Raw genomic sequence first — 12,850 nt, 5'->3', positions numbered from 1 at the left:
TATGAAGCAAATAGAAGTTGTTGCAGCAATCATTGAGTCTGATGGATCCTTTTTAGCTACGCAGAGAGGATACGGCGATTTTAAGGGTTTTTGGGAATTCCCTGGTGGAAAGATCGAAATTGATGAAAATCGACATGACGCTTTGATACGTGAAATTCTAGAAGAGCTAAATGTAAAGATCCGCCCTGTTCATTTCTTAGGAACGGTGCAGCATGATTACCCAACATTTCGACTTTCAATGCATTGCTACATTAGTGAAATTGAACTGGGAAACATCTCATTGAATGAACATCTTCAAGCTCGGTGGCTTGAAGAAACTGAATTGGACGATGTCGATTGGCTGCCAGCAGACATCATAGTCGTTGAAAAACTGAAAAGTTTTTTGCGGAAAAGAAATTAAGAATGATTGAAAACCGGGGTAGTTAAGTCTATGGAAAGACTTAACTACCCCGGTTGCATTGCTTGCAGACTTGAATTAGCCTATTGAAATGAACTGAGAGTGGTTCGTCTGCTTATTTCAGATAAGCAGCGGCGTTTTCTCCTGCGATTTTACCGTAAACAATATTAACAGCTGCGGGATTGGCACCCCAGGTGCCGTCATTGGCACATTCTCCGGCAGCAAAGAGACCAGGAATTGGAGTTCCGTCTGGTTTTAATACTTCAGTGGAGGCGTTGATCTGGATTCCTCCGAAGGTACCCTGAACTCTGGCTGTCATGGGGCAGGCATAGAAGGGAGGTTCATCAAAGGTCATGTTCAGCATCGGACGATTGAATTCTTCATCTTTTCCATTGGCGACATACCCTTTGTATTTTTCGATCGTATCTTTCAGGTTCTGCTCATTGACCCCAATCTTTGCTGCTAATTCCTCGATGGTATCAGCAGAAGTGAACAATCCCAGTTCATTGTATTTGCGAACATCTGAAATCGCGCTGACAATGGACTGATCAAAGATGGCCCAACCTTTGCCGCCTTGTTCAACAACTTTAAGTCCAACGCCATAGGCTCCCTGGTCGCTTACAAATCGCTTGCCTTCGTTATTCACTAAGATGGCTCCGGTATTAAAGAGGGATCCCATATAGTAGAAGTAGCCATTGTCCGCGGTGGTGTAAGTGAAGTTCACTCGGATGTAATCCATATTGTCTAAAGCGGCCCCAATTTTTTCAGCCATGATGTGTCCGTCGCCGGTTGCACCGACTGAAGCGGAGCTCGAATAGCCTTTCAATGCGGGATAATGCTTTGAAACTAAATCATTATTTGCGCCGAATCCACCGGTGGCAAGAATCACAGCCCTTGCCTCAATGGTGTAATCTCCACTTTTTGCAGAAACCTTTACTCCGGAGATCCGGCCATCCTGCATGACCAGTTCGGTGGCTTTGCTTCCGGTTCGGATATCAACATCAAGTTTTTCGCACTCATGCTTTAATGCGGAAATTATGGCAACCCCTAATTCTCCGGTTTCACGGGATGTTGCCACACTGGTTTGTCCTGCGGCTACCGTCATGGGCGCGCCGATGCTGCGCAGCCAGTCTGCGGCTGCCCCATTGTTCTCAGCCAAAATCTTGAAGGCTTCAGCAGTACCCTTGGGATTTCCGGTAGTCAACGTTTCTGCCAGGGCGCTGGCAGTGATATCGCTGCCTAATCCGGTGTGAGTTTTGTCACCGACTGCTCCGAAACCTTCAATCGAATAGTTCGAAGTTCCCCCAACAATATCCAGTTTTTCCAGAAGGATGACACGTTTTCCGGCTTTTGCTGCATGAATCGCGGCAGTCATACCAGCACCGCCGGCACCAACAACGACCACATCAGTTTGTGTATTCTGAGGAGCTGGTGGTGTGAGAATCTTTCCGGTGAATTTTGCGGGATCACCGCCAGCTTGGGAGATGGCGTCTTTGACTGCATTCAACAGAGCGAGGCTGGAGATGGTCGCACCGCTGATGAGATCAACATCAAGGGATTGATTTTTCAGGATTTGATCCGGATAAACAGAGATTGGTATGGAACCGGTATTCCAGGTTTCTTGAGAGATGACAACATCAATCGAATCGAGACTGGTTTCACTTACCTGCACTTTTACGACGATTGCGCCGTTTCGTCCATTGCCAAGTCCAAGGTAAGTGCCCGGCGTCATTCCGGCAGGTTTGGTGGCGGGCGAGGTTGTCGGTGTGGTTTCCGGAGGAAGCGTCACTGGAGTAACTGTCGTTTGAGCCGAGGTGCTGGAGACAGATGTGGTATTCGTTGCCGGAGAGTTGCATGCAGACAGAATGAGCATTGACAAGAGAACTACCAGCCAAAGGGATACAAACTTTCGGGGTCTCATGTTACATCCTCCTCTTCAAGATAGACTGAGATATGTCATGGAATCTGAAAATTGTATTGGGAATCAACGAATATTTGTTTTCATGTTAATCATACAACGAATTCAAAGCTCTTTGTATGGTTTTTGGGGGGGATGGAAATTTAAGTCATTTGAATCTTAAGGACAAATGTAGAGTTCGGCTTTTTCCTGAATATAATCCGGAGAATTGTCATCGTTTCTCAACTGCAGTTCATCCTGGATTCCCGGAACACATAACTATGATGGGGTCTCAACACCCATGAATTCATAGATCAACTTCTGTTTGTTGAGAAGCTCACCAACCCTCAAGTCATGGCCTGGGTTTTCAAAGCACTCTATGACGTCCAGCTTGTCCAGCAGAGACTGCATTGTGTAATCTTTGAACATTCCTTTATCCTGCATCTGCTTTTTGAGGTAGGACAAATAGATGAGCGCGACGAAGGCCACAAAGAGTTTTCCATCCAGGCTTTTTTCTGAGGAAACCAAGAGTCGCCTCAGATTGAGCCGTTCCTTGATATTGCCGAAGGCCTTTTCCACCAGATCTTTATTCCGATACAGCGTCAAAGCCGTGATGGCATCCATCTTTTCATTGGTCATCAGCGCAAAGAATCCAAAATAGCGCTTCGTCTGTTTGACCACATCTTCTTTCACGGTAACTTTAATGCCCCTTACCGGGGTATCTGTCACTTCAAAGTATTTCTTGTAGCCTTAACTTCCTGAAATTTTCCCACTAAAGATCGAATTGACCCAATTAATCTGCATCTGAATCCCTTTTGATGTAGTCCAGAATCTCCTCAAAGGAGCGCTTGCTTTTCGCGATCGCCTCCATTAATTCCCGGTCTCTCATTGCCTGTCTCTTTTGGAGCAGTTCCTTCAGTACAGCCGCTTCCGCGTCATATTTGGCCTTGGCTTTGGCCAGGGCAGCCTCGGATTTCCTTATTTTCTCATCAATCAGGATCTTGGGTCCTCTTGGCATTATAGTTCTCCTCTCAACCGTTCATTGATTTGATTTGCCTTGGTCTTTATGTTTGCCACATCCAGTCTGACGGCCTTCAGGATTGCTTTCTGCGTGGCTGTCACCGCGTGGCTTAAGCGATAGTTGCCATCTCCCATCCTCGTCATCTCAATCTTTTCCAGTTCCCGCAGCGCGGCTGGAACCGTCATGTAATTAGCTTTACGGTCGTTGTTTACCATCTCCGCTTTCAGTAGAGTGTACAGACGGCTTCGAATGATTGTGGCAACGAACTCAATAAAGATTTTAGCCGATACTGATTCGTTGGAGTGGACCCGAAGACTCTTGTTGCCCAGATAGGACTTGCTTCCACGGAATAACTTTTCCGATACATCACGCCCCTTATACAAGGTGATCGCTTCCTCGGCGGTCATCTTTTTGAGGTCACAATGACGAAATATCCGCAAAGCTTCAGCTCGCGTTCAATCACGGCTTCCTTCTCTTTAAGGGCGAGGAAGGTCCCATCCTGATCATAGAAGACCTCAAAATATTGATTGTAGCTCTCCGGCACACTCATCACTTTCCCCTGATAAGGAGCCATGAGAGCAGCCATGCGCTCGACCTTTGCTTTCAATGCAGAGCGTTCCCAGGTTTGCTTTTCATCGCTGTGAAACAGATGGAAATAGCGGTCGTTTCGATCGGACTCATAGAGCTTATGCCGGACGGTAATGCCCGATACATCATAGGCTTTCACCCTACGATTCCAACTCTCTTCGAAGCTCCCCCGATGCGCCATGATCAGTTCATTGACCAGCTTGGCTCTCCCTTTGAGCATCATGACAAAGTCATAGCCATATTGATCCATGTACTCAATGTTCTGGCGACTGAAGTAGCCCCGGTCAAGAATAAACCCGATTTTGCGATAGCCATAGGCATAGGCACGATCAAGCATGTACTGCAGTTGGGAAACATCTACAATACTGCCGGGATATTCCTCATAGAATAGTGGGACCTGATTGCTGGTGTCATAGGCAATCGCGTAATTGAAGATGGGACAGCCCAGATCGACTTTCGGGTGTCCGAACTCCACCAGCTCAAGATCTCCAGCCTGGCAATTCTTATTCGTGGAATCATACGAAATATAGATTTTCTCTCGATGGTCTCTGGCTGCATTCCAGTCATTCAAGAACCCCATACTTTGCTCATCACTCATCTGGCTTAGGAAGCCGGAGATCTTGGAATCACTGTACATATGCATGTTTTCCGTGAACAGGGGATGGTTGTAAGCATAGTCGGGATAATACTGAGAGGCGTTGTTTTCGCAGATGATCGAATAGATCGCCAGATCCAAAAACAGGCCCAGATCAGGAAAGTTAAAGTATCGGCCCAGCAGCTCAGGCAGTTTGTAGGCTTCAACGATCTGCTGCAGGACAATGAATGCCCCAACCTTGAGGGTATAGCTTCGACGAATTGTACTCTTTTGGACCGGAAGTTCAACTTCGGGAAAATACTTCAAAAAATTCTCGTTGGGTACCATTCGCTCCGGATTGTCCGGATCCTGTTTGCCGATGGTGACTCGTTTAGGGATGGTATACTTTCGCTCCGGATAATAGATCCGCTCGTATTCGAAGTCGATATAGACCGCATTTTTCTTTTTCTGATGAGTTATTTTCCCTGGAATATCAGGTACATCAACGACACAATCAAGATACATTTCGGGTACTTCCTTTAGTGTTATTTAATACTAAATATTGTATAACAAAAGTCCCATGAGTACAACCATTAAAGACTGTATTCATGGGCTTTGATCAACTTTTTTTGACGATGAAATTTCTTTAGTGTTATTAATTCAGGAAGTTAAGGTGTAGAACGTCTCATGATCGGGATTACGTTTTCCGCTTAGGATTTCCCCCTTCATCGACAGCAGTCGTCGATCAAAATGAGCTTCTTCATCCGCGTATTTTTCAATGTTGAAGTAAGCGTGCAGGTAGACCCGGCGTTTTTGTCGGATGACATCTTTCTTGTTGGGGCGTTCTTTTTGAAACTCCCAGTCAGTCAGAATGGTTGAGGAGTATAAGCCATATTGCTCATCCAGGTTTTCAAAGGATCGGATGCTGTCATAGATCCCGTCGATATGTCTTCGGATATAGGCCAGATGCGTGCCAGCGGCAATGATGAACTTCAGTCGCTCCCCAAGAAGCGCATTGATATTGGCTTCACTGTAAAATCCCCGGTCCATGACCAACTTGACTTTATCGAAGCCCAGCACTTTGAAATCAGCCAGCAAATTTTTGATCGTGCTGACATCTGGAATGTTGCCAGAGAGCTTTCTGTAATAAAACGGCAACCCTGAGTCTTGTCCAAAGACCAAGGCCAGGTTCAGCTGCGCCAGGGGGTCACTTTCTTTGTTTTTACCGTACTGGACCTGACGAAGGGTTTGGGAATAACTCGACACCGAGGTGGTGTCATAGGCCCAATACTCATCGGGCTGATGGCGCTTGGCAAGACAGCTGAAAAAAAGTTGTTTGGACTCTTCCGAGATGCCCGCAAACAGCTCGCTGCTGCGCTGAGATGGGATATTGGCTCCATAGGGATGCCGGTGGAGCGTACTCCATTTTTCAAATCGAAACAAGGGGGAATCGCTCTCCAGGATCAGATAATAGGCGATGGATTGAATCTGCTTGTAGAGAGAGGGAAAGCAAGCCTTGAGGTCCTCTGTAAGCCCGAGAGAGTCTCCGATTTGATCCAACAGATACGTGGCACCGTAGAACTTACGATCAGCTACGGTAAAGGGCACAGGGCCAGGATTGACTTCAGTTGTACCCGCCTCTGGGTTCCGACGTTTTTTACCCCGTCCATCCGTTGGGATGATTTCGCCGGTGACCGGATCTCGTTTGCCGATGAGCGACCGTTTGGACCGAGGCTGTTGTTTTTCCTTATCCCAATGGGAAACTGATTCATAAACGTAAGTAATTCCGCTGCGCTTATCGAACTGATTAACAATGGCCATAATACGCCCTCCTAGTTATGTATAGTGTAACACATAACTAGGATATTCGCAAGGTTTAATAGATAGAAAGTAAGTGATATCAATAGTTTTTGAGAAAATACAAAGGATTCCTCGTTAGGTGAACCGGGAATCCAGGGTTCATGCTGGAAGAGATGTATCAAGAACTGATGAGGGTTGATAAAAACAAAAAAAACGTTGCAAGTATCTTGAGGTTAAGATAATCTATTATTATAGACTTACAAAAACAGAAATAACGTTTTTATGGAGGTAATTAAATGAAGATATTGAGAATAAAAGTAGATGGGCTTCCTTTATATAAAGCTCCGTTTGATGTATCGTTTTATGCTGTTCAGAGAGTACAGACCAATCACTTAAACTCAGTATTCAACCTATTTGGAAACATTTATGTGAATACTGCGGAAGCGTTCATTGGAATTAATGCATCTGGAAAAACAACTGCTTTAAAGGTTGTTTCTTTCACAAGGTTGCTGTTGGATGCGGCCCCGTTGAATGCAGAGTTTATTCCGCAGATTCTGTGTGAGAACACGAAGACCGTATTTGATGTTGATTTTTTTGCTACAGAGAGACTTTATCACCTCAACAGCGAGATTATTAGAACAAAAAAACCGGATGGGACCCCTGCTGTTCAGATTCTTTCGGAGAAATTATGGGTCAAATCTGTTACTAGTAAAGTTAATAAGACAAACTTACTGAGTTTTGATGAGATTCGACCTGTACGAATTCGTGATAATTCTGATGAGTACCTTCCGGACGATGTCAGTATCATGATCGCCGTTAATAAACAGATTCAGAATAAGAGGATGTTTGTGGATCTGGCCGCGTTTACAAACTTTAACCTGTTCCTTCCAGAAGGAGGATCCGTTCCTACAGAGATTATCTCCCTGCTTGATCCAACGATCGAGTATATCACTGTGGAGAACGTCAATACCAAGGTTGTAACAAGATTAAAGTTTTACGGACAAAAAGAGCTGGTTCTCTACAATCCGACAGAACTTAACGTGTACTTATCATCCGGTACTGTGAAGGGTGTCAGAGTATTTTCGGACGCGGCAAGAGTATTAAAGAATGGCGGTTATTTGATCGTTGACGAAGTTGAGAACCATTTCAATCGTGAGCTGGTTGCATCCTTACTCAGGCTGTTCATGAATAAAAGAACAAATCCAAAAGGAGCAGTTATCATATTCTCGACGCATTACGCTGAGTTACTGGATGAGATGGAAAGAAACGATGCCATTTTTGTGACGAGAAGTGACCAAGGGTTGACCGTTGATAATCTCAACTCTCTACTGAAACGAAATGATATGAAGAAGAGTGAGGTATATCAAAGTGATTTTCTGGGGGGAACGGCACCGAAATACAAGGCGTTGGCTGCGCTGCAGAAAAGCATTATTAAGGACTTGGAGGAGTAAATGACAGTAAATATTCCAAGTTCAAGTCTGATAGCATGCATCTGTGAAGGTGGTGCAGAAACTGCAATCATGGACATCCTCCTTAATCAGGATCTGCTGGTATTCAGTCGTGATCAAATGATTGAGGAAAGTGTTTTGCCAAGGACCTCAGTCAAAGAATTTGAGAGACGCCATTTACGATTGGCCTACGATCAAAAAATACTCATTCTTCGAGTGATTGATTCCAGAGGTGAGAAATTTAATCTTAGTAGGGCATACCGTTCTAAAGTTAAGGTGATCGATGTAATAACCGCTCCGGAAATTGAGATGCTGATTATTGTCAGTAAGAAGAAATATGATGAATATTGTCGATCGAAAATTAAGAAACCGAGTGATTACTGCAAAAATGTATTGAAGATCAAAAATGTAAAATCCCCAGCTTACATTTCAAAATACTTTGCAGATCCCTTTTTTCTCTTGGAGAGTATTAAAGAATATCAACGTGTTCATAAACAAAAAAACAACGAAGCATCGCTTTATGACTTAATTAAAACCAAATAATCCTCCGTTAAAAAATGAAATTTGTATAAAAATTAACTATCGATAGCGATTAAATGTTTATTATGCACAAAAACAGGTAGCATTTAAAAATGAATTGATCAGATAGCTAGAATAATAGTCCAATTTAACCGTAGAATACATGGACTTAATCCAGTAATCGCAACGGCTTATCTTAATAATGGTTCATAACTTAGAAAAAACAACAATAGCGCGACGGAAAGAGCTGTCATGCAGCTCTTTCCGTCGCGCTATTGCTCTAGGAATTTTCTTGAGTTCTAATTCTATAGTTTTCGTCCTATACTCCGGTTTCCTTGGCGACATTCGGCTTGTACTTCAGTGGAATCGGAGCTAATGCCATACATACCAGGATACAGGAAAGGATTTTATCGATGAAGTTGCTGGCGATGGTCGCCAGGAAGGTGGAGGCGAAAATTTTCTGACCGGAGGCGCGCAGGGCGGAGATCAGCAGATCTGCTCCGGATCCGGTTAATCCGCCAAAGAGGAAAATACGAATGGGGGTGCCAATCAGCGGTGCCACCACAGACAGGATCAGTCCGGTTGCTACGGCGGTTACCATGGAGAAGCCGCGTTTGGCCATAAGACCGGAAACTATGCCGACGGCAATATTGACCAGAGCAAACGGAATGGCAGTGGGACTTGCGGTTACGCCCATCAGTAAATTCGTGGCCAAGCCGACCAGTGCGCCATAGAACGGTCCGAATGCAACACCCATGAATATCGTACCCAGGGTATCCAGGTAGAGCATAGGGATTTTAAACAGAGCAACCAGATCACCGAGGACTACGTTGATGGCAACTGCCAGTCCGGCAAACACAATGATCATGACGGGGGATGTCTTCTTCATACTAAAATACTCCTATTCCTTATTGATGAATTCGAGAAAACGTTGATGCAGGTTTTGGTCTTCTGTTGGGTCAATCCCATAATCAGGCGAGATTTCGAACAGATCCAGTTCGATACCGCGTTCCTTCAGCATGTTGAGCAAGACCTGCATGAAAACACCGGTCTGACCGCTGAGGGAACAGCTGGGACTATCTTGAATGCCAATCAGGCCAAGTATTTGATAATTCCTTTGGAGATATTGTTCTACCTGCCACAGAATCGGCTCCAACAGTCGAGCTGATAAGCTGCGGTATTCCGCCGTATTGTATTCTTCATATTCCATACCCGGTCGGTCCAGATTGTGTTGGAAGAATTCCGGACAAGGGAGCTGAAGGATGCCAATGCCGTGATCAATCAGAAGGTGAGCCAGGGGAAAGGGACCTGCAGCCCGTTCCAGTCCGTTTACCACGGTATTCTGATTCAGGACGCAATGAGATACAAGAACAATTTTTTTGCTTTTTTTAATTAACATGATCGCCTCCTTGATGATTTAAGCTACGCACTCAGTTTACACAATCGATTTTAAGTTTTTAAATAAAAAAGAACAAATTAGTACATATATAAAATAACAGGGAATAATATTTAATGTGATAATTTAATGAATTCTAATTTTTGATTTGATATCGAATAAAAAAGTATACGACTTCGGATTACCTTTTAAAAAGGATGAGAGGTTAAAAACGTTATCTTGAATCAACTTTTTTGTAAATAAGAAGAGCAAGTGCTGGTAACTTGGTATCATTCAAAAGAAGGAAAAGGAAATGAGGAATTCTATAAACGGGAATCCTTTATAGGTGGATATTAACTAACGATATGACATTAATAATAAACTATAATCACGAAAGTTAACTAATGGTATATTAAGACGGGAATATTCGGAAAATACAGAAAATAAAATCATTTCGAATTTAGGTTGTTTTGATCGTATCAGCATGATAATCTATTGATGAAATTGCTGTTGCTCCCAAACGGAAATTTGGGGAACTATAGGATGTGGATGCCTCACGGTGATCCTTACCAGGTGTGGATCAGAACCGTGTACCGTCAAGAACGGCTCAGCCCGGGCATCGTGATGACAGCAATCATCAATGTTATTAATCTTCTAAAAATTGAGAGCGGTGAACAAAAGCTCTCTTGACTATGCCTAACCAAGGATAAGGAGCAAACCATGCTGATTGATATGCATCTCCATGAAATAACCCATTCCAGCGACAGTTTTATTAATCTGGAAGAAATCGTCACATCTGCCCGACTGAGAGGACTGGATGCCGTATGCATTACAGACCATGACAGCATGGGCCTGAAAGAATATGCGGAAGCCTTTTCGCGAAAAGTTGATTTTCCGATCTTCGTCGGCGTTGAGTACTACTCGCTGAGCGGTGATATCACCGCCTGGGGCATCGACAGCTTCCCGCAGGAACGGACCAGCGCCCAGTCATTCATCGATCATGTGCGCAAATCCGACGGATTCTGTGTTTCCTGTCACCCCTTCCGGAATAATAACCGGGGGTTGGAAGATCATCTGAGGAAAGTTCGCCATTTGAACGGAGTGGAGGTTTTAAACGGAAGCACTTCCCTGGAAGCCAACCGCAAAGCGCTGCGCTACTGCCGGGAACTTGGATTAAAGGCCATCGGCGCCAGCGATGCCCATACCCTGGGACAGATCGGAAAGTTCGCCACCTGGCTGCCGGAAAAGGTCAACAACATGAAGGATTTCGTTGCCCAGCTTCATCTGCATGAAACCAAGCCCGCCATATGGAATGGCCTGACCTATGATGTGGTGGACGCGTTCTAGCCCTCTACGAATGGGTAATCCAGTATAGAAAGAAAGCAGCCGCTTCAAGCCCGGGCTTGAAGCGGCTGCTTTCTTTCTATTAATTGTTTTACATACACGTTTCCGTTCCCATTTGCATGACCATTTCCATTCCCAGTCCTGCTTCGCTTCACATCCGCAATTGGATGAAGGGGAGGCGATGGGATCGAATCAGCGTGCTCAACCTGCAAATGTCTAATACATCGTATTGACTGACTTCTCGAAGACCTCTCCGTTGGTATTGGTAATGTGGAAGGAGTCATAAGTGTCTTCCAGCTGAAGAATCAGCATGGGATAGGTAAAAGCCTGGGTTACAATATCCCCGGGTTTCGGCGATTTTTCAGCAACAATCACTGAAAGGGCAGAACCTTGCGCTGAAATCTGGCTCAGACTGATGGAGTAGCCTCCGGTGGAACGCTCACCCATGAAGATGACCAGGATTTTTTCATTTTGGAAATAGAAATAACCGCGGCCTTTCTTTAAGGCTTCTACAGTACTTTTCAGAGATTCCGGGATCATTGGCAGGATCTGATGTTTCACGGTCTGACCTCCATTCGTGACAGGTACAGTGACAGGTGTTGTAACAGGCAGTGTAGTTGCAGGGGGCATGGTGGCAGGAATTGTTGTCTGGACCGCCGTGGTCGAAGGAGTCGTCACGGGGGGAGTGGTAGTTCCGGGCTGCGGCTGAGCGCATCCGGACAGCACAGTCGCTGTAAGAGATACCAGCAGAGCGCTGGACAGCATTCGGATTTTCAAGGGGATACCTCCTTCCCGGTTCAAATGAACCTTGCTTGGTTTCTTTCACTATACAATATCTGACCGGTTGTTTCATTACAAATCAGTGAAGCGGGAACATATGGCTTGGCAGCCACGTTGAAGGCTCTGGCAGTCAGTTTTTTTGAAAAAGGCGGATCTTTACAAAGCTCGCCAGTCCGTGAGATAGGCAACAATGGGACAATAATTCAGATTAACTTTGGGGGATCACAATAATCGGGCAAGTTGCGATTTATGATCCGGATCGGTAGATCAAATCAAGCTGAAAATCCAAGCCTGAAAATCCAACGCTGAAAATCCAAAACTTTGGGGGACGGATTACATCCTGTATAATAGGGGCAAACAGACCTGGGGAGGATTGGATCGAATGAAACAAATGACTTGGCAGAAGTGGGCGAAAATTGGGACCGCCTTCCTCATCTATGGAATCCTGGTCTTTGCCTTCACCGAACTGGCGGAGCAGGTAATGGATCATTCCACACAGTCTCTGGATGTTGCGATTCTTCGATGGATTAATACGCTGTCCGATCCCGGCCTTGACGGTTTTTTTGTCTTTATAACAGACCTGTCCGGACCGGTGGTGGTACCGATTCTGGCTCTGCTGCTGGCCGCCTGGTTTATCTGGAAGAATGAAGCCTACAATGCGATCTACCTGTTTCTGATCCTGGGTGGAACTTTCCTGGTCAATACCGCACTGAAGCGCTATTATCAGCGGGTTCGGCCGAACCTCTGGAGTCTGCTGGTGGAGGAGTCCTCCTATTCCTTTCCCTCGGGTCACGCTATGATCAGCATGGCACTGGCGCTGAGCCTGATTGTCCTTTTGTTTTACTCCCGGCTGCGCTGGCCGGCCATCCTCATAGGAACAGGCTATGTTCTGCTGATCGGCTTTTCCCGGCTGTATCTAGGGGTTCACTATCCTTCGGACATTGTCGGAGGCTGGCTGGCCAGTATTGTCTGGAGTGCTGTGGTTACAGGAATCATGATGCGCAACAACAAGTTCCGGGATGACACGATGAGTTGAATTCATAAAATGTTAATGATAATGACTATCAATTATGGAGAAAATGCCTTATAATAAAAGTACGGAAAATA

11 protein-coding genes and 2 pseudogenes are annotated in these 12,850 nt (G+C 45.1%); 5 read left to right on the top strand and 8 right to left on the bottom strand.

Annotation, left to right across the window (positions count from 1 at the left end):
• Window position 1: 1 nt before the first annotated feature.
• Window positions 2-400 (top strand): (deoxy)nucleoside triphosphate pyrophosphohydrolase, encoded by a 399-nt coding sequence (locus P6M73_RS15340; RefSeq protein WP_277853889.1) that lies wholly within the window; start codon window positions 2-4, stop codon window positions 398-400.
• 112 nt (window positions 401-512) lie between these two features.
• Here P6M73_RS15340 and P6M73_RS15335 read toward each other — a convergent pair whose 3' ends face one another.
• The 5 genes and pseudogenes from P6M73_RS15335 to P6M73_RS15315 all read right to left on the bottom strand — a co-directional run bounded on the left by P6M73_RS15335 (window position 513) and on the right by P6M73_RS15315 (window position 6,298).
• Complete coding sequence (locus P6M73_RS15335; RefSeq protein ID WP_277853888.1) at window positions 513-2,318, bottom strand: flavocytochrome c; 1,806 nt, start codon at window positions 2,316-2,318, stop codon at window positions 513-515.
• A gap of 255 nt (window positions 2,319-2,573) precedes the next feature.
• Window positions 2,574-3,041 (bottom strand): annotated as a pseudogene (locus P6M73_RS15330) (IS1634 family transposase); the annotation flags it as partial.
• Between the two features lie 46 nt (window positions 3,042-3,087).
• A complete protein-coding gene (locus P6M73_RS15325) occupies window positions 3,088-3,312 on the bottom strand; it encodes a hypothetical protein (protein WP_277853886.1) in 225 nt (74 codons plus the stop codon).
• A pseudogene (locus tag P6M73_RS15320) lies at window positions 3,312-5,002 on the bottom strand (IS1634 family transposase). The gene P6M73_RS15325 and the pseudogene P6M73_RS15320 overlap by 1 nt, the downstream one beginning before the upstream one ends.
• Before the next feature lie 135 nt (window positions 5,003-5,137).
• Entirely contained in the window at window positions 5,138-6,298 is a 1,161-nt protein-coding gene (locus P6M73_RS15315) for an IS1634 family transposase (protein WP_277853885.1), read from the bottom strand.
• Between the two features lie 275 nt (window positions 6,299-6,573).
• Between P6M73_RS15315 and P6M73_RS15310 the strand changes: the two genes are divergently transcribed.
• Window positions 6,574-7,728 carry an AAA family ATPase gene (locus P6M73_RS15310; RefSeq protein ID WP_277853884.1) on the top strand — a complete coding sequence of 385 codons (1,155 nt, stop codon included), beginning with the start codon at window positions 6,574-6,576 and terminating at the stop codon, window positions 7,726-7,728.
• The gene (locus P6M73_RS15305; protein WP_277853883.1) at window positions 7,729-8,268 is read left to right on the top strand and encodes a hypothetical protein; all 540 of its coding nucleotides are present in this window, start codon (window positions 7,729-7,731) and stop codon (window positions 8,266-8,268) included.
• A 295-nt stretch (window positions 8,269-8,563) separates the two neighbouring features.
• Here P6M73_RS15305 and P6M73_RS15300 read toward each other — a convergent pair whose 3' ends face one another.
• Together P6M73_RS15300 and P6M73_RS15295 are read right to left on the bottom strand one after the other, a co-directional pair.
• Entirely contained in the window at window positions 8,564-9,133 is a 570-nt protein-coding gene (locus P6M73_RS15300; protein ID WP_277853882.1) for a CD3073 family putative ECF transporter S component, read from the bottom strand.
• Window positions 9,134-9,145: 12 nt separating this feature from the next.
• Entirely contained in the window at window positions 9,146-9,643 is a 498-nt protein-coding gene (locus P6M73_RS15295; RefSeq protein WP_277853881.1) for a CD3072 family TudS-related putative desulfidase, read from the bottom strand.
• Between the two features lie 696 nt (window positions 9,644-10,339).
• Here P6M73_RS15295 and P6M73_RS15290 point away from each other — a divergent pair.
• A complete protein-coding gene (locus tag P6M73_RS15290) occupies window positions 10,340-10,966 on the top strand; it encodes a PHP domain-containing protein (protein WP_277853880.1) in 627 nt (208 codons plus the stop codon).
• Between the two features lie 213 nt (window positions 10,967-11,179).
• On the opposite strand, the gene P6M73_RS15285 is transcribed toward P6M73_RS15290, so the two are convergent.
• On the bottom strand, window positions 11,180-11,740 hold the full coding sequence (locus P6M73_RS15285) for a protease complex subunit PrcB family protein (protein WP_277853879.1): 561 nt from the start codon (window positions 11,738-11,740) through the stop codon (window positions 11,180-11,182).
• A gap of 385 nt (window positions 11,741-12,125) precedes the next feature.
• Here P6M73_RS15285 and P6M73_RS15280 point away from each other — a divergent pair, with 385 nt between their 5' ends.
• Window positions 12,126-12,779: a phosphatase PAP2 family protein gene (locus P6M73_RS15280; RefSeq protein WP_277853878.1), complete on the top strand. Its 654-nt coding sequence runs from the start codon at window positions 12,126-12,128 to the stop codon at window positions 12,777-12,779.
• Window positions 12,780-12,850: the final 71 nt, after the last annotated feature.

It is taken from the genome of Anaerococcoides asporogena (genome assembly GCF_029590275.1).
Taxonomy (GTDB): Bacteria; Bacillota; Clostridia; order Clostridiales; family Clostridiaceae; genus JG1575.
This window is presented reverse-complemented; position numbering and strand designations above follow the sequence as displayed.

What these genes read in the sequence shown, in the direction of transcription:
- P6M73_RS15340 (WP_277853889.1), top strand. Translation starts at nt 2, where the DNA reads ATGAAGCAAATAGAAGTTGTTGCAGCAATCATTGAGTCTGATGGATCC.
- P6M73_RS15335 (WP_277853888.1), bottom strand. Translation starts at nt 2,318, where the DNA reads ATGAGACCCCGAAAGTTTGTATCCCTTTGGCTGGTAGTTCTCTTGTCA.
- P6M73_RS15325 (WP_277853886.1), bottom strand. Translation starts at nt 3,312, where the DNA reads ATGCCAAGAGGACCCAAGATCCTGATTGATGAGAAAATAAGGAAATCC.
- P6M73_RS15315 (WP_277853885.1), bottom strand. Translation starts at nt 6,298, where the DNA reads ATGGCCATTGTTAATCAGTTCGATAAGCGCAGCGGAATTACTTACGTT.
- P6M73_RS15310 (WP_277853884.1), top strand. Translation starts at nt 6,574, where the DNA reads ATGAAGATATTGAGAATAAAAGTAGATGGGCTTCCTTTATATAAAGCT.
- P6M73_RS15305 (WP_277853883.1), top strand. Translation starts at nt 7,729, where the DNA reads ATGACAGTAAATATTCCAAGTTCAAGTCTGATAGCATGCATCTGTGAA.
- P6M73_RS15300 (WP_277853882.1), bottom strand. Translation starts at nt 9,133, where the DNA reads ATGAAGAAGACATCCCCCGTCATGATCATTGTGTTTGCCGGACTGGCA.
- P6M73_RS15295 (WP_277853881.1), bottom strand. Translation starts at nt 9,643, where the DNA reads ATGTTAATTAAAAAAAGCAAAAAAATTGTTCTTGTATCTCATTGCGTC.
- P6M73_RS15290 (WP_277853880.1), top strand. Translation starts at nt 10,340, where the DNA reads ATGCTGATTGATATGCATCTCCATGAAATAACCCATTCCAGCGACAGT.
- P6M73_RS15280 (WP_277853878.1), top strand. Translation starts at nt 12,126, where the DNA reads ATGAAACAAATGACTTGGCAGAAGTGGGCGAAAATTGGGACCGCCTTC.